This is a genomic window from Limnohabitans sp. TS-CS-82 (assembly GCF_002943475.1).
The window spans coordinates 24353-45807 of record NZ_PTQX01000019.1 but is presented as its reverse complement, the minus strand read 5'-3'; the positions used below and the strand labels follow the sequence as shown (position 1 = coordinate 45807).

The following is a 21455-nucleotide window of genomic DNA, read 5'->3' as shown; positions in this document are numbered from 1 at the left end:
GTGAAGGTGCTGGATTTACTCGTAGCCAAAGCTACGCACCCGCGCTGCATCGTCGGCCCAACCCGAGCGCACTTTGACCCAGAGCTCTAAGAACACTTTGGCATCGTAGAGTTTTTCTAGCTCGGTACGGGCTTCCATGCCCATGCGCTTCAAGCGCTCGCCTTTGTCGCCAATGACCATGGCTTTGTGGCCATCGCGCTCGACCACGATGGTAGCGGCAATGCGCACCAAGCGCTTGACACCTTTGGTTTTGCCCTTTTCTTCTTCGAATTTGTCAATGATGACGGTCGAGGTATAGGGCAATTCGTCGCCGGTCAAGCGGAACAATTTTTCGCGCACCATTTCGGCGGCCATGAATTTTTCACTGCGGTCGGTCAGCTCGTCGGCGGCGTACATCCACGCTTGCTCGGGCAGGTACTTTTCGCAAATGCCAAGGAGGCGCTGCACATCTTTTTCGTTTTTGGCCGACATGGGCACGATTTCGGCAAAGGGGTGACGCTCTTGCATGGCTTGCAGCCACAGCATGATGTCGGCACGGTTTTTCATCGTGTCGAGTTTGTTGGCAATCAACAGTGTGGGAATGCCTTTGGCCAACAACGACAGAACGCGCTCGTCGGCGGGTGTGAAGCTACCTGCCTCGACCACCAAGACCACCAAGTCCACATCGCCCACCGCACCTTGGACGGTTTTGTTGAGCGACTTGTTCAGGGCGTTGCCGTGAATGGTTTGAAAACCAGGCGTGTCCACAAACACAAACTGCGACGCGCCTTCGGTGTGCATGCCCGTGATGCGGTGGCGCGTGGTTTGTGCCTTGCGTGAGGTGATGCTGATTTTTTGACCGACCAAGGCGTTGAGCAAGGTCGACTTGCCCACGTTGGGTTTGCCCACGATGGCGATCAGGCCACAGCGTTGGTCAGCCGGAGCCACCGCCGCTTGGCTGGCCACCACACGGTTGCCTTTGCTGGCGGCCAGCATGGCGTCGATGTCTTGGAGGGATTGTTCGTTGTTTGGAGTGGTCGCCATTATTTGAGCCCGTTGTCTTTAATCACTTGGAGCATGGCTGCTGCGGCGGCTTGCTCTCCTGCGCGGCGCGAGCCGCCAATGCCACGCTCGCAGCGGGCTAGTTCTGGAACTTCACATTCCACATCAAACGTTTGTTTGTGCGCGGCGCCTAAGGTGCCGACCACACGGTAAATGGGCAACTTGAACTTGCGTGCTTGCAGCCATTCTTGTAATTCAGTTTTGGCGTCTTTGCCCACGGCTTGCATGTCGGGGTTGATTTCCACCTTGGCAAAGATGCGTTGCACCAAAGCGTCTGCGGCTACGTAGCCTGCATCGAGGTACACCGCACCTAGCACAGCCTCTAGGGCGTCAGCCAAGATGGAGGGGCGCTTTTGGCCGCCTGAGTTCATCTCGCCCTCGCCCAAACGCAAGATGCCAGACAAACCCAGCTCAACCGCCAAGTGGTGGAGCGTGTCTTGCTTGACCAAGTTGGCACGCACGCGCGACAGGTCGCCCTCGGGCAAGGTGTTGAGCTGCTTGTAAAGCATGTTGGCCACAGCCAAGTTGAGCACCGAGTCGCCCAAGAACTCCAAGCGTTCATAGTGGTCAGAGCTGAAGCTGCGGTGCGTCAACGCCTGCGTGAGTAACGCAGGGTTTTGAAAGGTGTATTCCAAGCGCGCTTGGAGCGTCTCAAGGATTTGATGTTGAGACGGGCTGGGTCGGTCTGAACGTGCGCGTGATGTCATTGAAATGCGCCGATGCGCGAGAGGCTGCCGAAGTTCATCCAAACAAAGAAAGCTTTGCCCACGATGTTTTTCTCTGGCACAAAGCCCCAGTAGCGCGAGTCGAGTGAGTTGTCGCGGTTGTCACCCATCATGAAATAGTGTCCTGCAGGTACTGTGCAGGTCACGCCTTCGACGGTGTAGTGACAGTTGTCTTTGAAAGCAAAGTCGTCAGCGCCCGGCACGAATGAGGGGCGGTCTTTGTCGTTCAGCAAGTTGTGGGTGCGCACGCCAGTCATCTCGGAAGACTTGGTGCCCACAGGCAGCTTTTCTTCAAACTGGGTGATGTAACGCATGCTGTCTTGCTCAAAGAAGTCAGCACGCGGTGCTTTGGTGACGGGCTGGCCATTGATGGTGAGTTGCTTGTTCAGGTAAGCCACTTCGTCACCAGGCACGCCAATGACACGCTTGATGTAGTCCAAGCTTGGCTTGGGTGGGTAGCGAAACACCATCACGTCGCCACGCTGCACAGGGTTGCCATCGGTCAGCTTGGTGTTGAGTACAGGCAAGCGCACGCCGTAATGGAATTTGTTGACCAAAATCAGGTCGCCCACATGCAAGGTAGGAATCATGGAGCCGGATGGAATTTTGAAGGGCTCAAACAAGAACGAACGCAACACAAACACCACAGCGATGACGGGGAACAACCCCGCGGTCCAGTCCAGCCACCAAGGCTGCATGTACAGACGCTCTTTGGCCTCGGTCACGTTCACATCGGTCTGGGTGATGCCTTGGGCATGCAACTCGGCGGTGCGTTTGTCGGCTTGGGCTTGCAGGGCTTCAGCTGCAGCTTTGCGCTGGGGCAAGAAGTAGAACTGCTCGGCCAACCAGTAAATACCGGTGACGACGGTGGCCATGAACATGAGCAAGGCAAAGTTGCCTTCGATCATGCCCAGATACCAAGAACCGGCGTAGCCCACAAAGGCTGCCAGTACGAATGCGGTCAACGTAGCCATTAATCCTCCACCTGCAAGATGGCCAAGAAGGCTTCTTGCGGAACTTCCACCGAACCAATTTGCTTCATGCGCTTCTTACCTGCTTTTTGCTTCTCAAGCAGCTTGCGTTTGCGGCTGATGTCGCCGCCGTAGCATTTTGCCAGCACGTTTTTGCGCAAAGCCTTGATACTTTCACGCGCAATGATGTTGGAGCCAATGGCGGCTTGAATCGCCACGTCAAACATTTGACGGCTGATGATCTCGCGCATCTTGGCCACCACAGCACGGCCACGGTAAGTGGCTTGTGTGCGGTGCACGATGATGGACAAGGCATCGACCTTCTCGCCGTTGAGCAAGATGTCGACCTTCACCACGTCAGAGGCGCGGTACTCTTTGAATTCATAGTCCATCGAGGCATAGCCGCGCGAGACTGATTTGAGCTTGTCAAAGAAGTCGAGAACGATTTCGCCCAAAGGCATCTCGTACGTCAACATCACTTGGCGACCGTGGTACGCCATGTTCATTTGCACGCCGCGCTTTTGGTTGGCCAGTGTCATCACTGCGCCCACATAGTCTTGCGGCATGTACAAATGCACCGTCACGATGGGCTCACGAATTTCGTGCAACTTGCCTTGATCCGGCATCTTGGCGGGGTTCTCCACCATGACCACTTCGCCGTCAGGCATCTTCACTTCATACACCACGCTGGGTGCGGTGGTGATCAGGTCTTGGTCAAACTCACGCTCTAAGCGCTCTTGCACGATTTCCATGTGCAACAGGCCCAAGAAACCGCAGCGGAAACCAAAGCCCAGCGCTTGCGACACTTCTGGCTCGTATTGCAATGAGGCATCGTTGAGCTTGAGCTTTTCCAGCGCGTCGCGCAGGCCGTCGTATTGGTTGGCTTCGGTGGGGTACAGACCCGCGAACACCTGAGGTTGAATTTCTTTAAAACCAGGCAAGGCTTGCTCGGCAGGGCCTAAGTTATTTGGCAACTTCTTTTCCAAGGTGATGGTGTCACCCACCTTGGCGGCTTGTAGCTCTTTGATACCCGCAATGATGTAGCCCACTTGGCCGGCTTCGAGCGACTGACGTGGCTCGTTGGCGGGGGTGAACACACCGAGGTTGTCGGCGTTGTAGACGGCCTCGGTGGCCATCATCTTGAAACGTTCGCCCTTGCCCAAACGGCCATCGACCACACGCACCAACATCACCACGCCCACGTAACTGTCAAACCAGCTGTCGATGATCATGGCGCGCAGTGGCGCGTCTTTGTTACCTTGCGGTGGCGGCATTTTGGCGACCACGGCTTCTAAGATTTCATCAATGCCCAAACCTGTTTTGGCTGAGCATGGAATGGCGTCCGTGGCATCAATGCCAATGACGTCTTCAATTTCTGCTTTGGCGTTCTCAGGATCTGCGTTGGGCAAATCCATTTTGTTGAGCACGGGGACCACCTCCACACCGAGGTCGAGTGCGGTGTAGCAGTTGGCCACCGTTTGTGCTTCCACACCTTGTGAAGCATCGACAACAAGCAGAGCACCTTCGCATGCAGAGAGTGAACGCGACACTTCATAAGAGAAGTCAACGTGACCCGGTGTGTCGATCAAATTCAGGTTGTAAATCTGACCGTCTTTCGCTTTGTATTGCAGAGCAGCGGTTTGTGCTTTGATAGTTATCCCACGCTCTTTTTCGATGTCCATCGAGTCAAGAACTTGCGAGGACATGTCGCGTTCTTCAAGCCCACCGCAACGCTGAATCAAACGATCTGCCAGCGTAGATTTGCCATGATCGATGTGGGCAATGATTGAGAAGTTTCTGATGTTATTCATCAACGGGAACACTTAAGTGATTGAATTCAAAGGGAAGAGCGCCAAGAAAAAAGGGCGCGTCATTCGTTGACGCGCCCAGAACCAACAAGCAATGGCAACTGCATAAGTTGGAAGTTCATTGTAGGCAAAAACCCCAAATTGCACAGCGGTCTCAACACGACCGTGGCCTCGTTGCGGGTTCGCAACATAAATTTATCCACAACTTATTAACATTTTGACAAAGGGGTTTTGGGACAACTTGTGGGTGATCTGTGGAGCACCTGTGGAGTTGGTCTACCAATCCCGTATCGTGGAGTTTTTGGCTTGCGATATATCGCAAAAACGCATTCAACCCCTCGATTCTATACAAAAAGGGCTTGAACACATTATTTAAGTTAGCAAGCACCAACTTAAAAACTATTTTTCACGACCTCAAAAATAGTTTGTGACTCTCACCATTCCCGACTTCAGTCTAGGGGTTTAACGCCCAAGTCGAATGACTGTGTATTGCGCCCATTCGCCTCGACGAATCAACAGACTCACGGGCTTGTTGCGGTCCAGCTTAGCTGTCAGGGCTTCAAGGGTTTGCACATTGAGTGTTTCGATGTTAGCCAGCGCCAAAATCACATCGCCCTCTTGAATGCCTGCACGTGAAGCAGGCTCAGCCACAGCATCCACACGCACACCGCCACGCAGTTTGAGTTCTTTCTTCTGCGCGTCCGTCAGCTCGCCCACTGTCAGACCCAACACCTTGGTGACGTTACCTGTTTGAGGCTTCTCTGTGGCTGCCGCCTTCTTCAAAGGCTTGTCGGCTTCGAACTCACCCACGGTGATGTACATGTCTTTCACACTGCCACGGCGCCACACCTGTATGGCGCTGCGCGTACCTGGCTTGGTGTTGCCCACCATGCGCGGCAAGTCGGTGGACTTTTCGATGGCTTTGCCCTCGAACTTCAAGATGATGTCGCCGGGCTCTAAGCTCGCTTTCTCCGCAGGCGAGCCCTGCTCTACGCCGCGCACCAAAGCACCTTGGGCTTTGGATAAGCCCAGTGACTCGGCCACTTCTTTGTTCACTTGGTCAATCTGCACACCCAAACGACCGCGCTGCACTTTGCCAGTGGCACGCAGCTGCTCGCTCACGCGCACAGCTTCGTCAATCGGAATGGCAAACGAGATGCCCATGAAGCCACCCGAGCGCGAATAAATTTGGCTGTTGATGCCCACCACCTCGCCACGCATATTGATGAGCGGTCCGCCTGAGTTGCCTGGGTTGATAGCCACATCGGTTTGAATGAAAGGCAAGTAGTCACCGGTGTCGCGTTGCTTGGCACTCACGATGCCTGCGGTGACTGAGTTGTCCAAGCCAAAGGGCGAACCAATGGCCATCACCCACTCGCCCACTCTGAGACGGCTCACATCGCCAATCTTCACCGCTGGCAAGCCTGTGGCTTCAATCTTGACGACCGCCACATCGGTGCGCTTGTCGGAGCCCACGATACGGGCTTTGAACTCGCGTTTGTCGGGCAGCGTGACCATCACTTGGTCTGCACTATCCACCACGTGTGCATTGGTCATCACAAAGCCATCGGCCGACAAGATGAAGCCCGAGCCCACCCCTTTGGGCTGCGCGTCTTCGGGCTGGCCACGGTTGGGGCGTTGCTGACGCGGTGCGTTAGGAGTGTTGGGTGTAGGCATAGGCACACCAAAGAAGCGGCGGAAAAACTCTTGCATCTCAGCATCAGGCTCATTGCCTTGCGCATCTCGCACCGCCGCTTTTTCAAGCGTACGAATGTTCACCACTGAGGGGCCGACTTGTTCGACCAACTCGGTGAAGTCAGGCAAGCCTTTCACAATCTGCGCAGCAGCAGGCTGCACCATGGCTACTTGCAAGCCTGTGGCCCATAAAGAGGCACACAACAAGCCAAGAGACAGCGAACGTTTCAATACCAATGGACGTGCCATGTTTGTTTCCTTCATCACTTATTCGTGCGCTGGTACACAGCGCGACGTAAATCTTGCCAACGGTTGTCAGCGCTTTGCGAACCCAGCCATAACCACTGCGGCTTGGCCTGCAGTGTGTCAGATGCGGGTAGCCAACGTAAAAGCAAGGCTTTTTGCACATCTAGCGCCACATGCACGTCGCCCAAAGCATCTTCAAGACCTAAGCCTTGGTCATGCAAACACCAGACCTGACCATCCCATGTGAGCGTGCCTACTTGACCCAGCGCACGCCATCCCAAAAGTAAGCCGAGCGCTGCGGCGGCGACTGCCACATACCAAGTTGCAGTCAAACCTTGGTTGAACGCCCAAACCAACAACATCGCCGACGTCAGCACAACAAAAAACGCATAAAGCCAACGCTGAAAAGCACAACGCCCCACCGGATATGAAACCGATGGGGCGCTGTGCATGGCGAAAGCCTTAGACGCGTTTGAAAACTAACGCGCCGTTGGTGCCGCCAAATCCGAAGTTATTTTTGAGGGCCACATCGATCTTCATGTCGCGTGCCGTGTTGGCACAGTAGTCCAAGTCACACTCGGGGTCTTGGTTAAAGATGTTGATGGTGGGTGGGCTCTTTTGGTGATAAATCGCCAAAGCCGTGAACACACTCTCAATGCCGCCAGCGCCGCCCAACAAGTGGCCGGTCATCGACTTGGTCGAGTTAACCACCGTCTTCTTGGCGTGATCGCCCAAAGCTGCCTTGATGGCGTTGGTTTCGTTGATGTCACCCAGCGGTGTGGATGTGCCGTGTGCGTTCAAGTAGTCCACTTGGTCAGCATTCACGCCTGCGTTACGCAAAGCGCTGAGCATGGCTCGGCGTGGACCGTCCATATTAGGTGCAGTCATGTGACCCGCATCTGCACTCAGGCCATAGCCACCGAGTTCAGCGTAAATTTTGGCGCCACGCTTTTTGGCGTGTTCGTACTCTTCGAGCACCATAACGCCAGCACCTTCGCCCAACACGAAGCCATCACGGTCGCGGTCCCAAGGGCGCGAAGCAGTGGCGGGGTCGTCGTTGCGGGTTGACAGTGCGCGCATGGAGGCAAAGCCACCCACGCCCAAGGGAGACATGCAGCCCTCAGAGCCGCCTGCGATCATCACGTCGGCATCGCCGTACTCAATGTGACGACCGGCTTCGCCGATGCTGTGCAAGCCTGTGGTACAGGCTGTGACCACGGCCAAGTTAGGGCCCTTGAAGCCGTAACGCATGGACACGTGACCAGAAATCATGTTGATGATGGAAGCTGGCACAAAGAAAGGCGAAATACGACGTGGGCCTTTGGCCAACATTTCGTCATGCATGCTTTCAATCAGCGGCAAGCCGCCAATGCCAGAGCCGATCACGACGCCAATGCGCGTCGCTTCTTCTTCGCTCAGGGCTTCGCCGGTGGCGAGGCCTGAGTCTTGAACCGCTTGCACCGCCGCAGCAATGCCGTAATGAATGAACTTGTCCATAGCACGCGCCTCTTTGGGAGGGATGTATTGGTCAAGGTCTAGATCTTTCACTTCACCAGCAAAGTGGCAATTGATGCCAGACGCGTCGAAACGCGTGATGTTGGCAATGCCAGATTTACCAGCTAAAAGATTGGCCCAAGCGTCTGCCACCGTGTTACCCACGGGGCTGATACAACCTAGGCCGGTCACGACGACGCGACGACGGCTCATGCGGTGCTTCCTAGTAGTTAGGCTTTTTTGTGGGTCAACGCGTAGTCAATCGCGTTTTGCACGGTGTTGATTTTTTCGGCATCTTCGTCTGGGATTTCAATACCAAACTCATCTTCCAATGCCATCACCAATTCCACTGTGTCCAGGGAGTCAGCACCCAAATCGGCCACGAAGGCTTTTTCGTTGGTAACTTGAGACTCTTCAACGCCGAGTTGTTCGGCAATGATTTTTTTGACACGCAGTTCGATATCGCTCATGGATTCCCTCTAAGGGTTGTGAATAAGACCGCTATTTTAACCGGACGGACTGACCGTATTGATTCTGTTTGGCTTCTTTGTCAATTCATGGCTTTAAGCCATGAACATGCCGCCGTTGACGTGCAACTCTTGACCCGTCACATAACTGGCGTGTGCGCCAGCCAAATAGGCCACGGCGTGTGCAATGTCAGCAGGTTTGCCGAGGTGTCCCAGCGGGATTTGGCCCAGCAAGGCTTTTTGTTGTTCTTCAGGCAACGAAGCCGTCATGTCGGTTTCGATGAAGCCTGGGGCCACGCAGTTGACCGTGATGCCACGGCTGCCCAACTCGCGCGCCAAGGCGCGGGTCATGCCTGCCACACCGGCCTTGGCCGCTGCATAGTTGGCTTGACCGGGGTTGCCCGATGCGCCCACCACGCTGGTGATGCTGATGATGCGGCCATAGCGCTGCTTCATCATGGGGCGAATCACAGCGCGTGACACGCGGAACACGGCCTTGAGGTTGGTGTCGAGCACGGCATCCCAATCGTCATCCTTCATGCGCATGGCCAAGGTGTCGCGGGTGATACCGGCGTTGTTCACCAACACGTGCAAAGCGCCGTGGTCTTTGGTGATTTGATCAATCAAAGCTTCGACAGCAACGCCGTCGTTCACATTCAAATTCGCACCGCGGCAGCCTGCGTGGGCAGACAAAGCTTGGGTGATTTTGGCTGCGCCGTCATCTGACGTGGCTGTACCGATGACCAAATAGCCTTGTTGGGCCAACTCTTGGGCAATGGAAGCACCGATGCCGCGCGAAGCGCCCGTCACCAAGGCAATGTGTTGTTTGTTGTCGCTCATGTTCTTCTCTTGTGATTAAGCCAGCGCAGTTTTGACTTCAGCCAAGCTGGCGGGGTCAAACAAAGGCAAGCCTGTTAAATCTGCATCAATGCGTTTGACCATGCCAGCCAAGACCTTGCCTGGGCCGCACTCGACCAAGGTGGTCACGCCACGCGCCTTGATGGCGGCCACGCACTCGACCCAACGCACGGGGCCAAAGGCTTGGCGGTAGAGGGCGTCACGCATGCGGTCGGCGTCGGTCTCTACCGTCACGTCGATGTTGTTCACCACCGGAATTTGCGCTGCGGCAAAGCTGGTGGCAGCTAATTTTTCTTTCAGGCGATCCGCCGCAGGCTTCATCAGGCTGGAGTGAAAAGGTGCAGACACAGGCAAAGACAAGGCGCGCTTCGCGCCATTGGCTTTGAGGACTTCACACGCTTTTTCAACGGCGGCTTTGCTGCCTGCAATCACGGTTTGGCCTGGGTCGTTGAAGTTCACAGCCTCCACCACTTCGGCAGAACCTGCACCAAAAGTAGCTTGCGCTTCGGCGCAACCTGCAATCACTTGCGCAGCCGTCATACCCAAAATGGCAGCCATGGCGCCTGTACCCACGGGCACGGCTTCTTGCATGGCTTGTGCGCGGAAACGCACCAGCGGTGCAGCTTGCGCCAGTGTCAACACACCAGAAGCGACCAAAGCAGAGTACTCACCCAAAGAGTGGCCAGCCACTACAGATGGCACAGCGCCACCTTCAGCCAACCAAGCACGGTAAGCCGCCACGGCGGACACCAACATCACAGGCTGTGTGTTGGTTGTCAAGCCCAAAGCTTCTTTGGGACCTTCGTGGATGAGCTTGGCAATGTCTTCGCCCATGGCATCAGACGCCTCAACCAAAGTTTGAGCAACCACAGGGTTATCGCCCCAAGCGTCGAGCATGCCGACCGATTGAGAGCCCTGACCTGGAAATACAAAAGCAAATGAAGTCATAAGGTATTTGAAAAGTTTGTCACACCAAGTCTTGCGCAGACTTACAGCTTGACGAGCACGGCGCCCCACGTGAAGCCACCACCCACGCCTTCGAGCATGAGGGTTTGACCAGGCTTCACCTGGCCGCTGCGCACCGCTTTGTCCAACGCCAGCGGAATCGATGCCGCCGAGGTGTTGCCATGATCGTGAACGGTCAAAACGACCTTTTCCATAGGTAGTTTCAGCTTCTTAGCTGTACTTTGAATGATGCGGATGTTGGCTTGATGCGGTACCAGCCAATCGATGTCAGCCTCTGTCAAGCCAGCTTTGTCCAGCACGGTGCGGGCCGCACCTTCAAGCAAGCCGACAGCCAGCTTGAACACAGCTTGGCCGTCCATCTTGAGCACAGGGTCGCCCAAGATGTTGCCGTTGCGCACATGGCCTGGCACACACAAAATACCCACATGCTTGCCATCAGCATGAATGTCGGTCGCCAAGATGCCAGGCGTCTCAGAGGCTTCAAGCACAACTGCACCAGCGCCGTCACCAAACAACACACACGTGGTGCGGTCTTGGAAATCGAGCAAGCGCGAGAAAATTTCAGAACCCACCACCAAAGCGCGTTTGGCGTTGCCCGCGCGAATCATGGCGTCGGCCACGGTCAGCGCATAAATAAACCCGCTGCACACCGCTTGCACGTCAAACGCAGGAGCGCCAGCAATACCGGCTGCGTCTTCGTCCAACTGGGCCAGCTTGTGTTGCAAGATAGCGGCGGTGGATGGGAACACCATGTCCGGCGTGGACGTGGCAACAATGATGAGGTCAATGTCTTGGGGACGGCGACCCGCGGCGTCGAGTGCTTGCTTGCAAGCTTCAAAGGCCAAGTCGCTACTGCTCACCTCAGGGGAGGCAAAGTGGCGGGCACGGATGCCTGTGCGCTCAACAATCCATTCGTCAGAGCTCTCCACACCTTGTGTGGCCAGTTCCGCGACCAAGTCTGCGTTGGTCAACCGGCGAGGTGGGAGAAAACTTCCGGTGCCAGTGATTCGGGAGAAAAGGGTCATTAATCAGGTGGCTCAGGCCGAGGCGTCTGATTGTCCTAGGGCTAACAAAGGAGCCGCATGGGCAATGCGTGAACGCACACGTTCGAGCAAGTTATGGTGGGCTGCATCATACGCGCGGTTCAAAGCAGTACCAAAGGCTACATCATCAGCCGAGCCGTGGCTCTTAAAAACGATGCCATTGAGGCCCAACAGCGCTGCACCGTTATAGCGGCGGTGATCGACCTTATCTTTAAAATCTGACAAAACAGGATAGGCAAAAATAGCTGCAATTTTTGTGAAGATGTTGTGTGTAAACGAATTTTTCAGCGTTTCACTGATCTTATGCGCCAAGCCTTCGCTGGCTTTCAGAGCCACATTACCCACAAAACCGTCGCACACGATCAAGTTGACCGTGCCTTGGTAAATGTCTGTGCCTTCGACATTGCCATAAAAGTTCAAATCACCAGAGTTAGCCGCAGTTCGCAACAGTTCGCCTGTTTTTTTGATGACTTCATTGCCTTTGATGTCTTCTTCGCCGATGTTCAACAAGCCCACCGTGGGGCTTTCAATGTTGTCGAGCACCGACACCAAGGCCGAACCCATGACCGCAAACTGCAACAAATGCTGAGGCGTGCAATCGACGTTGGCGCCCAAATCAAGCATCGTCGTGCCGCCACCTTTGAAATCGGGCATGCGACCCGCAATGGCCGGGCGATCGATACCGTCGATGGTTTTAAGCAGATAGCGTGAGATCGCCATCAATGCCCCCGTGTTACCAGCAGATACCACCGCTTGGGCGGCACCACTCTTCACCTGCTCAATCGCCACGCGCATGGACGAATCTTTTTTGCGGCGCAAGGCCACTTCGACGGGGTCATCCATGCCCACCACTTCGGAGGCTGGAATCACTTGAGCGCGAGGATGAGAAAAAGACGATAGCGCCTCAGGCAGACCGACCAACAAGAGTTTCGCGTCTGGGTGCGTATCCAAGAAACGGCGACAGGCTACCAGCGTGACACGCGGGCCATGGTCGCCACCCATGCAATCAACAGCAAGAGTGGTCATGCAGGTTTCTTCTCGTCAAAAAAACAAAAGCCCGAGGCGCCAAAGACAGCCACGGGCCAATGAAGAATGAAGTAATTAAGCTTCAGACTTGGTCTTCAACACTTTGCGACCACGGTAGAAACCGGTGGGGCTGATGTGATGACGCAAGTGGATTTCACCAGTCGTTGGCTCAACGGCTGTGCCGGGAGCTGTCAACGCTGTGTGCGAGTTGTGCATGCCGCGCTTGGAAGGAGATTTTTTGTTTTGTTGAACAGCCATGATCGGCTCCTGGAACTAAATGTGGGTTAACCGTTGGGCCACAAACCAACCATGGGTCAGCGTGACACGAAGCCTACGATTATAGCCCAACTCCTACGATTTCAGTGCTTGCGCGTTTTGAGCGACGCCAGCACGGCAAATGGGTTGGGTTTGACCTCAGCCAAGATGGCCTCTTCTTCTTGCGAAGTTGGTGCCTGCTCACTCAAACACGCTGGATGCATGGGCACCAAAGGCAAGCTCATCAGCAGCTCGTCCTCAATCAAGGCCATCAAATCGAAGCTATCTTCCATGACCAACAGGTCTTCATCTGACTCATCGTCTTCGGCCAATGCGGTGGCTTCGTCAGCCACAAAGCGGAAATCTTGCTCAATCAGCAACTCCACTGGCACAGGGTGCAGGCAGCGCTGGCAAGTCAAGGGCACGGTGGCTTTGGCTTCCAAGTGCAACCAAGCGTCGTCTTTGCCACGTTGCTCGGGGTCAATGGCGCCTTGCGCTGACCATGACACATGGCCCGTCACCTCGCCGCTGCAGTCTGCGGCCAAGCGCTCAAACTCTGCCACGGGTGTGTCACCCTCAAGGTGCATTTGCGCTTTGGCAAAGGCTTTGACATCGAGGGCATGAAGGTTCTTTGGTGTTTGCATGCGCGCCAGTGTAAGAGAATCCACCCATGTCTATTGCACAACGCGCCCTGATTTTGGGCTCTACCTCACGATACCGCCGCGAACTACTTGAGCGTTTGCGTGTACCTTTTGACGTGGTCAACCCCGATGTGGACGAAACGCCACTGGCAGGCGAAGCCCCACACGCCCTTGCAACCCGTTTGGCTTTGGCCAAAGCCAAAGCTGTGGCCACTCTGCACCCCCAAGCGGTGGTGATTGGCTCAGACCAAGTGGCTGACCTGAACGGCGAACCCTTGGGCAAGCCCGGCACACATGAACGTGCGGTGGTCCAACTGCAACGCATGCGCGGCCAAACCGTGGTGTTTCAAACCGCGGTGTCCGTGGTCTGCATGGACAGCCAGTTTGAACAAACCGAACTCGCCCAAATCAAGGTGCGCTTTCGTGAGCTGAGCGATGCCGAAATTGAAGCCTACTTGCGCGCCGAAGAACCCTACGACTGCGCCGGCAGCGCCAAAAGCGAAGGCCTAGGCATTGCCTTGCTCGACGCCATCGACAACGACGACCCCACTGCCCTCATTGGCCTACCCATGATCCGCACCGCCCGACTGCTGCGCGCCGCTGGCATTGACTTGTTAGGAGCCATGAAACCATGACCGCCGCAACCACCAAAGGCACGCTTTACCTCGTGCCCACACCACTGGACTTTGGCTGTGACACCCAAGCCCCCATCACCGATGTGCTGCCACAAGAAACCTTACGCATCGCTGCGGGTGTAACGCACTGGATTACCGAGAACGCCAAAAGCACCCGCGCCTTTTTAAAGCGCGTCGATGCCCATGTACCGTTAGCTAAAACCATTCAAGAAAACACCATCACCGAACTGCCCCGCGAGGTGCACAAAAAAGGCGACCACACGGGCGAGTTTGATGCCAAGCCCATGCTCAAAGCCGCTTTGGCAGGCCACGATGTGGGATTGGTCAGCGAAGCGGGCATGCCTGCGGTGGCTGACCCCGGCTCGTCGGTGGTGCGCGCCGCGCACGAACTGGGCATTCGTGTGGTGCCGCTGGTGGGCCCTGTGTCATTGCTGCTGGCCTTGGCCGCCAGTGGTTTGAACGGTCAAAACTTTGCGTTTGTGGGCTACTTGCCACAAGACGCTGCGGCCCGCACGCAGCGCTTGCGCGAGCTAGAAAACCTCGCTGCCAAACACGGCCAAACCCAAATGTTTATCGAGACTCCCTATCGCAACCAAGCCCTATGGGATGCACTGGTGAATGGTCTGCAAGGCAACACCCGCTTAGCCCGCGCTAGCGGCTTGACCATGGCCAGCATGCAAGTGCACTGCAAAACTGTGCAAGCTTGGCGCAGTGCGGGCAAGGCCCAAATTTCGGGTGAACCCACTGTGTTTTTGATTGGTAAATAACGCAGCACATGCAGCATCAAAAAAAGGCTCCTCGCGGAGCCTTTTTGCTTTGAGCTGAAGCGACCAAGTCGCTCGCAACTTTTTAAATATCAGCGCGGATCAAAGCAAATCAACGCACCGCAGGCATGGTCTGCAACGCACGCACCGCACCTTCGCCAATGGCAGCGCCAAAGCGCTTGGCCAAACGCTCGGCCACGTTTTCGTGACGGGTGTAGTCGATGATGTCTTCGGCTTTCACAATTTCGCGAGCCACGTAGTCAAGGTTACCCAAGCCATCAGCAAGACCGAGCTCTACCGCTTGCTCACCGCTCCAGAACAAACCACTGAACAGTTCTGGCGTTTCTTTCAAACGCTTGCCGCGACCATCACGCACCACTTGGATGAACTGTTGGTGAATTTGGTCCAGCAAGGTTTGTGCGTGCGTGCGTTGTTGCTTGGTTTGTGGGCTGAACGGGTCTAAGAAACCTTTGTTCACGCCAGCCGTCATCAGGCGGCGCTCCACGCCGAGTTTGTCCATCAAACCAGTGAAGCCAAAACCATCCATCAACACACCAATGCTGCCCACGATGCTGGCTTTGTCCACATAAATTTCGTCAGCGGCCACCGCGATGTAATACGCGGCAGATGCGCATGACTCTTCCACGACGGCGTACACCGGCTTTTTGTGTTTTTCTTTCAAGCGACGAATTTCGTCGTTGATGATGCCTGCTTGCACGGGGCTGCCGCCGGGCGAATTGATTTGCAAGACCACCGCTTGCGAGCCTTCGTCTTCAAACGCAGCGCGTAATGCCGTCACCACCCACTCGGCGCTGGCATCGGCACCATCGGCGATTTCGCCTTTGATAGCAACCACAGCCGTGTGTGGCTGGCTGGGGTTGGCACCCGTCACACCGCCTTTGTGCATACCCGTCCAAAGCAATGCAGCCACCAATGCCAACCAAGCAAAGCGGAAAAAGATGCGCCAGCGACGGCTGGCACGTTGCTCGGCAAGCGTGGCAAATGCCAAGCGCTCCAAGGTGTCGCGCTCCCAGACCGTTTTGTGGCTAGGTTTTTCTTGGTTTTCGTGGTGCTCAGACATGTCAGTAAGTTTTTGCAAATTAATCTAAAAATTCGAAAGGTTTCAAGTTGTACGCAGTATGCCAGTGGACGACGCCATCGGCTTCTAAAAGCTCAATTTTCACCAAGCCACCGCGGCAAGGCCCACCGGCGCATTCACCCGTGTCAGGTGCGTACTCGGCCCCGTGGGTGGCGCACATCAGCCAGCGGCCTGACGCGTCAAAAAACTGGTCCGGCTGAAAGTCCATCTCCATCGCGACATGGGTACAGCGGTTGAGGTAGGCATGCGGCTGGCCTTCAAAGCGAATGGCAAAGGCGCGGCAGGTTTGGCCCGCAAACACCACATCAAACGGCACAGCGCGGCCACCATCGGCCAAGTCGGCGCTGTTGCACAAGGGCATCACTTGAGAAGCAAAGTCAGTCATGGCTTTTACGCATTCGCCAACAACCAATCGTGCAACTCCTTCACAGAGTGCGCGATGAATCGTGGGTTCAAGGGTTCAAACTGGCCATGGTCGTGCGCGCCGTAGCTCACGCCCACACTGGCACAGCCTGCGTTCACGGCCATTTGCAGGTCGTGTGTGGTGTCGCCAATCATCAAGGTGCGCTCGGGCTCCACGCCAAACTCGCGCATCAGCTCGTGCAGCATGCGCGGGTGGGGCTTGCCAGCGGTTTCGTCTGCCGTGCGCGAGCCATCAAACACGCCTTTGAGTTCGGCCGTGTGCAAGGCATCGTCCAAACCACGGCGGCTTTTGCCTGTGGCAACCGTCAGCCAATGGTGGCGTTCGCGCAAAGCGGCAAGCAGCGGCAAAACACCTTCAAACAAAGCAATGTCGTTGGCGTGCTTCATGTAATGGAAACGGTAGCGCTCACCCAACAGCGGGTATTTGTCTTGCGGCACATCAGGCGCGGCATGTGCCAGTGCCTGCATGAGCGCCATGCCAATCACATAAGAAGCAGCCTCGTCCGTGGGCTTGGCCCCACCCACATCCACCACGGCAGCTTGAATGCAACGGGTGATGATTTGCGTGGAGTCAAACAGCGTGCCGTCCCAATCGAAGGCAATCAAATCAAACTGGCGCGGGCGTGTGGTCATACGTCGAGGTGCGGTTGAATGATGGGCGGCTGAATGCCGTCCACAAAGTTTTTCAGCTCCGGCGGCAGCGGCGCTTGCAAGCTGACGGGGCGGTGGCTTTGCGGATGCTGAAACTTGAGCTGCCAGGCATGCAAGAACATGCGCTTGAGGCCCATTTTGTGCAGCAGTTTGTTGTGTTCAAAGTCGCCGTATTTGTCGTCACCCGCAATCGGGTGGCCTTGGCTGGCCAAGTGAACGCGAATTTGGTGGGTACGTCCGGTCTTGATGGTCACTTCCAGCAAGGTGTAAGGGCCGACCGTACGCGCTACACGCACCAAGGTGATGGAACGCATGCCATTCGGATCGTCCTTGTCCACCACTTTGACACGGCGTTCACCCTCGCCCACACCAGTTTCGACGGTGTACTTGAACAAGGGCGAGTCAATCACCTTTTTGTTGGACGGCCACAGGCCCAGCACCAAGGCCAAATAGGTTTTACCCGTTTCACGGTCGCGGAACTGGTCTTGCAGGTTTTTGAGGGCGCTGCGCTTTTTGGCCACCAGCAGCACGCCCGAAGTTTCGCGGTCTAGTCGGTGCACCAGCTCTAGGTTGGTCGAGGCTGGGCGGGCGCGGCGCAGTTGTTCGATCACGCCAAAGCTCACGCCGCTGCCACCGTGCACAGCCACGCCTGCCGGTTTGTCGATGGCCATCATGGCCTCGTCTTCCATCAGGACAGGAAATTCACGCGCTGGAGCGGGTGCATCGGCCTTGGCCTGCACTTGAGCCGAGATGCGCACAGGCGGCAAGCGCACCAAATCGCCCGCCTCCACCCGTTGCTCGGCCGAGGCGCGGCCCTTGTTCACCCGCACTTCGCCGGAGCGAATGATGCGGTAGACGTGGGTTTTCGGCACACCTTTGAGGTGGCGCATGAGGAAGTTGTCTAAACGCTGACCAGCCGAGTCTTCGTCGACAGTCAGTGTTTTTACCGAGGGGGCGGGGGTTGGGGCCGAAGCCCCTATAATGTGATTCACCAGCGTTTTGCTCTAAGTGCTTGATTTAACAGAGATTAGACCATGTACTGACGAACGCGGTAAGGTCGATGCCCCTTTTGTGCCCGAGACGCAGACCCAGTACCCAAGAGACTGAGTGGCCCTCGCCCCAAAAGTTGAGCCGACGATCAGAAAACACCGAAATGGAATACCCCAAGTTGTGGAGGCTCTTTTTGAAAAGCCTCCATGACGGATGACTGCGAGAAGCAAAAACGATGGTTGTGGCAATGTTGATGTTGATGGAACTCTGCACAGAGTGGCTTTTGCCACCGACTGTGTGCAGCGTTGCGCGTCGCACCAATGCCCGCTGGACCAGCCCTGTCTCCCCTGCAACGGCTCATCAAGCCACGCACTCGACAACAGGACAACCGCGACTTCTTGCCCTTATCCACGCGCCCACCCACCGTCCCCTGCGCTGATCTCACATTGATTAGCGTGGAGGTGACGGTCTCAGCGGCAATTCCCTTCGTTCTCTGACGTCCCTCAGGCATCGTTGGCCCGTCATGGGCCTGTGATGATTTGACACGTGAAGGAACCGCATCATGAAACGGATGCTCATTAATGCAACCCAGTCGGAAGAACGCCGCCTGGCCATCGTCGACGGCCAAAAACTGCTCGACTATGAAATTGAAATCGAAGGCCGCGAACAGCGCAAAGGCAACATCTACAAAGCTGTAGTCACCCGCGTTGAACCATCGCTCGAAGCTTGCTTTGTGGACTACGGCGAAGACCGCCACGGCTTCTTGCCATTCAAAGAAATCTCCAAGCAGTACTTCGCCGAAGGCGTGACTGCGAGCCAAGCACGCATCCAAGACGCCATCAAAGAAGGCCAAGAACTCTTGGTCCAAGTGGAAAAAGAAGAACGTGGCAACAAGGGCGCAGCCCTGACCACCTTCATCAGCTTGGCCGGTCGCTATGTGGTGCTCATGCCCAACAACCCACGTGGTGGTGGCGTCAGCCGCCGCATCGAGGGCGACGACCGCGCCGAACTCAAAGAAGCGATGGACCAATTGGAATACCCGAAGGGGATGTCCATCATCGCGCGCACCGCTGGCATTGGCCGCAGCGCCCCTGAGTTGCAATGGGACTTGAACTACTTGCTCAAGTTGTGGACCGCCATCGACGGCGCCAAGGGTGCCAAAGGCGCGTTCTTGATTTATCAAGAATCCAGCTTGGTCATCCGCGCCATCCGCGACTACTTCAACCATGACATCGGCGACATCTTGATCGACACCGATGACATCTATGAGCAAGCGCACCAGTTCATGGCCCACGTCATGCCTGAGCACGCCGCTCGCGTGAAGCGCTACAGCGACGAAACCCCGCTGTTCAGCCGCTTCCAAATCGAACACCAAATCGAATCGGCCTATGCCCGCACCGTCAACCTGCCATCAGGCGGCGCGATTGTGATTGACCACACCGAAGCCTTGGTTTCTGTGGACGTTAACTCGGCACGCGCCATCAAAGGCGGCGACATCGAAGAAACTGCGACACGCACCAACCTTGAAGCTGCCGACGAAGTGGCCCGCCAAATGCGCTTGCGCGACTTGGGCGGCCTGATCGTCATCGACTTCATTGACATGGACGAAAGCCGCAACCGCCGTGATGTGGAAAACCGCTTGCGCGAAGCATTGCGCCACGACCGTGCCCGCGTGCAATTTGGCACCATCAGCAAATTCGGCTTGATGGAAATGAGCCGCCAACGCCTGCGCCCTGCGCTGAGCGAAGGTGCTTCGATTCCTTGCCCACGCTGCGGCGGCTCTGGCCACGTGCGTGACACCGAGAGCTCGGCGCTGCAAATCTTGCGCATCATCCAAGAAGAGTCCATGAAGGACAACACGGCTGCCGTGTACGCCCAAGTGCCGGTGGAAGTGGCCTCGTTCTTGTTGAACGAGAAGCGCACTGAAATTGCCAAGATTGAAATTCAACAACGCTTGAACGTGTTGCTCGTGCCTAACAAGACACTGGAAACACCGAACTACAAGTTGGAGCGTCTCAAGCACGACGACCCACGCCTCGACCGCGTGGAAGCCAGCTACAAAATGGCCGAGGAGTTTGAAGACCCGACCGCCGTGACACGCCGCTCACAAGAGCCTACAAATAAGCAAACGCCCGTCATCAAAGGCGTGTTGCCTGATGCACCTGCGCCAGCACATGAGCCAAAGCCTGCTGCACCCGCCAAAACGGCAGCGGCACCTGCACACCCACGCGGCGCTAAGCCTGCGGCCAAAGCACCCGAAACCAAATCGGGCGGCTTGTGGGGTTGGTTCACTGGTTTGTTCAGCAGCGACTCAGAAGAAAAAGCCAAGCCAGCCGTGGGCGACAAAAAGCCAGGCGAACGCGGCGAGCGCCGTGATGGCCGCAGCGCCAATGGCCGAGGCGGCCGTGGTGGTCGCGGTGGCCGTGGTGGTGACCGCGCCGAGCGCGGTGAGCGCCCTGAAGGTCAAGGTCGCAACGCCGAAGGCCGTAACGATCGCAACGCCGAAGGCGTTGAGGCCCGTGGCGAACGCCCAGCACGCGGCGAGCGTGCAGAGCGTGGCGAACGCAATGTGGAACAACGCGGTGAAGGCGGTCGCAGCGAGGGTGGCCGTGAAGGTCGCGCTCCACGTCAAGACCGCAACCGCGGTGGACGCGGTGAAGGTCGCAATGCAGAAGGCCGTAATGGTGAAGTTCGTAATGCCGAAGGCCAAGCCGCCCTCGACAACAACGCATCACCTGAAGCTCAAGCAGAAGCTCGCGCCAAAGCACGCAACGAACGCATGGCCCGCGAAGAGCGTGGCGAAAGCACCGAAGGCGGCAACGACCAACGCGAACCTCGCGGTGAACGTACAGAGCGCGGCGAACGCAGTGAAGGTGGCCAAGGCCGTCGCGAACGCAGCCCACGCGGCGAGCGCAATGATGGTCGCCGTGAACGCGCCCCACGTTTAGACGAAAACGGCAACCCTGAAGCCTTGCCACTCGACCAAGCTGCTGACACCGAAGGCCAAGCACCGCAAACCGACGAGAACGGTGGCGAGCGTCGTGAGCGCCGCTCACGCGACCGTTACGGCCGTGACCGCCGCGAGCGTGGCGACCGCGCACCGCGTGAAGAAGGTTCTACAGAACACGCCGACAACGGCCCCTCTGCTGAGCACGACCACGCAGCGCATGACCACACCTCAAACGAGCAAGCCCCACAAGAGGCCCGTGAATCACATGAGCCACGCCAACCGCGTGAACCGCGTGAGCAACGCGAGCCTCGTGGTGAACGCGCCGAGCGTCCAGAGCGCCAAGAACGCAACGAGCGCTCTGACCGTTCCGACCGCGCTCCACGTCACGCACCGCGTGAAGAAGCACAGTCAGCAGTGCCAGCAGCAGTCCAGGCCCCTGCACGCCAAGGCATGCCGCATATCCAAGCGTTCACACTGCCTTTGGCAGAGATGCAAGCCGTGGCTCAAGGCAGCGGCTTGGAATGGGTCAACTCCAATCCAGACAGCATCGCCGCCGTGCAAGCAGCCATCGCAGCCGAGCCAAAGCCTGTGCATGTGCCACGCGAGCGCCCACCGCTGGTGATCTTGGATGAAGGCCCGCTGGTGTTGGTTGAGACCCGCAAGGATCTGTAAACCACCCGCACCCCGCAAGGGGTGATGAGCTCCAA

At 56.6% G+C, this 21455-nt stretch carries 21 protein-coding genes; 3 read left to right on the top strand and 18 right to left on the bottom strand.

Annotated features, from left to right (window positions below; all coding sequences use genetic code 11):
* Positions 1-15 precede the first annotated feature (15 nt).
* From era to C5F52_RS26380, 14 genes are all read right to left on the bottom strand, one after another.
* A complete protein-coding gene (gene era / locus C5F52_RS26445; RefSeq protein WP_104801366.1) occupies positions 16-1023 on the bottom strand; it encodes a GTPase Era in 1008 nt (335 codons plus the stop codon).
* Complete coding sequence (gene rnc, locus C5F52_RS26440; RefSeq protein ID WP_104801365.1) at positions 1023-1748, bottom strand: ribonuclease III; 726 nt, start codon at positions 1746-1748, stop codon at positions 1023-1025. The genes era and rnc overlap by 1 nt, the downstream gene beginning before the upstream one ends.
* Positions 1745-2740 carry a signal peptidase I gene (gene lepB, locus C5F52_RS26435; protein WP_104801364.1) on the bottom strand — a complete coding sequence of 332 codons (996 nt, stop codon included), beginning with the start codon at positions 2738-2740 and terminating at the stop codon, positions 1745-1747. The genes rnc and lepB overlap by 4 nt, the downstream gene beginning before the upstream one ends.
* Positions 2740-4548: a translation elongation factor 4 gene (lepA, locus tag C5F52_RS26430; RefSeq protein WP_104801363.1), complete on the bottom strand. Its 1809-nt coding sequence runs from the start codon at positions 4546-4548 to the stop codon at positions 2740-2742. The genes lepB and lepA overlap by 1 nt, the downstream gene beginning before the upstream one ends.
* A 459-nt stretch (positions 4549-5007) precedes the next feature.
* Positions 5008-6489: a DegQ family serine endoprotease gene (locus tag C5F52_RS26425; protein WP_236658017.1), complete on the bottom strand. Its 1482-nt coding sequence runs from the start codon at positions 6487-6489 to the stop codon at positions 5008-5010.
* A gap of 14 nt (positions 6490-6503) precedes the next feature.
* Positions 6504-6938 (bottom strand): hypothetical protein, encoded by a 435-nt coding sequence (locus C5F52_RS26420; protein WP_146100171.1) that lies wholly within the window; start codon positions 6936-6938, stop codon positions 6504-6506.
* Positions 6939-6948: 10 nt separating this feature from the next.
* Complete coding sequence (gene fabF, locus C5F52_RS26415) at positions 6949-8193, bottom strand: beta-ketoacyl-ACP synthase II (RefSeq protein WP_104801360.1); 1245 nt, start codon at positions 8191-8193, stop codon at positions 6949-6951.
* A 17-nt stretch (positions 8194-8210) separates the two neighbouring features.
* Complete coding sequence (acpP, locus tag C5F52_RS26410) at positions 8211-8450, bottom strand: acyl carrier protein (protein WP_104801359.1); 240 nt, start codon at positions 8448-8450, stop codon at positions 8211-8213.
* A gap of 93 nt (positions 8451-8543) precedes the next feature.
* Positions 8544-9287 (bottom strand): 3-oxoacyl-ACP reductase FabG, encoded by a 744-nt coding sequence (gene fabG / locus C5F52_RS26405; protein ID WP_104801358.1) that lies wholly within the window; start codon positions 9285-9287, stop codon positions 8544-8546.
* Between the two features lie 15 nt (positions 9288-9302).
* Positions 9303-10253: an ACP S-malonyltransferase gene (fabD, locus tag C5F52_RS26400; RefSeq protein ID WP_104801357.1), complete on the bottom strand. Its 951-nt coding sequence runs from the start codon at positions 10251-10253 to the stop codon at positions 9303-9305.
* Positions 10254-10294: 41 nt separating this feature from the next.
* A complete protein-coding gene (locus C5F52_RS26395; protein ID WP_104801356.1) occupies positions 10295-11296 on the bottom strand; it encodes a beta-ketoacyl-ACP synthase III in 1002 nt (333 codons plus the stop codon).
* Positions 11297-11308: 12 nt separating this feature from the next.
* Positions 11309-12340, bottom strand: a complete 1032-nt coding sequence (plsX, locus tag C5F52_RS26390; RefSeq protein ID WP_104801355.1) for a phosphate acyltransferase PlsX — start codon at positions 12338-12340, stop codon at positions 11309-11311.
* Between the two features lie 75 nt (positions 12341-12415).
* Positions 12416-12598 carry a 50S ribosomal protein L32 gene (gene rpmF, locus C5F52_RS26385; protein ID WP_100131470.1) on the bottom strand — a complete coding sequence of 61 codons (183 nt, stop codon included), beginning with the start codon at positions 12596-12598 and terminating at the stop codon, positions 12416-12418.
* Positions 12599-12699: 101 nt separating this feature from the next.
* Positions 12700-13239: a DUF177 domain-containing protein gene (locus tag C5F52_RS26380; protein ID WP_104801354.1), complete on the bottom strand. Its 540-nt coding sequence runs from the start codon at positions 13237-13239 to the stop codon at positions 12700-12702.
* Positions 13240-13265: 26 nt separating this feature from the next.
* On the opposite strand from C5F52_RS26380, the gene C5F52_RS26375 reads away from it, so the two are divergent.
* Both C5F52_RS26375 and C5F52_RS26370 read left to right on the top strand, forming a co-directional pair.
* Complete coding sequence (locus C5F52_RS26375) at positions 13266-13871, top strand: Maf family nucleotide pyrophosphatase (protein ID WP_104801353.1); 606 nt, start codon at positions 13266-13268, stop codon at positions 13869-13871.
* Complete coding sequence (locus tag C5F52_RS26370) at positions 13868-14638, top strand: SAM-dependent methyltransferase (protein ID WP_104801352.1); 771 nt, start codon at positions 13868-13870, stop codon at positions 14636-14638. Before C5F52_RS26375 ends, C5F52_RS26370 begins: the two co-directional genes overlap by 4 nt.
* Before the next feature lie 109 nt (positions 14639-14747).
* Here C5F52_RS26370 and C5F52_RS26365 read toward each other — a convergent pair whose 3' ends face one another.
* The 4 genes from C5F52_RS26365 to C5F52_RS26350 are packed head-to-tail and all read right to left on the bottom strand — an operon-like array spanning position 14748 to position 17800.
* A complete protein-coding gene (locus C5F52_RS26365; RefSeq protein ID WP_104801351.1) occupies positions 14748-15716 on the bottom strand; it encodes a S49 family peptidase in 969 nt (322 codons plus the stop codon).
* Between the two features lie 19 nt (positions 15717-15735).
* The gene (locus C5F52_RS26360) at positions 15736-16119 is read right to left on the bottom strand and encodes a Rieske 2Fe-2S domain-containing protein (protein WP_104801350.1); all 384 of its coding nucleotides are present in this window, start codon (positions 16117-16119) and stop codon (positions 15736-15738) included.
* 5 nt (positions 16120-16124) lie between these two features.
* Complete coding sequence (locus C5F52_RS26355; protein ID WP_104801349.1) at positions 16125-16790, bottom strand: HAD family hydrolase; 666 nt, start codon at positions 16788-16790, stop codon at positions 16125-16127.
* On the bottom strand, positions 16787-17800 hold the full coding sequence (locus tag C5F52_RS26350) for an RluA family pseudouridine synthase (protein ID WP_236658016.1): 1014 nt from the start codon (positions 17798-17800) through the stop codon (positions 16787-16789). The genes C5F52_RS26355 and C5F52_RS26350 overlap by 4 nt, the downstream gene beginning before the upstream one ends.
* A gap of 560 nt (positions 17801-18360) precedes the next feature.
* Between C5F52_RS26350 and C5F52_RS26345 the strand changes: the two genes are divergently transcribed.
* Entirely contained in the window at positions 18361-21420 is a 3060-nt protein-coding gene (locus tag C5F52_RS26345; RefSeq protein ID WP_104801348.1) for an Rne/Rng family ribonuclease, read from the top strand.
* Positions 21421-21455 lie beyond the last annotated feature (35 nt).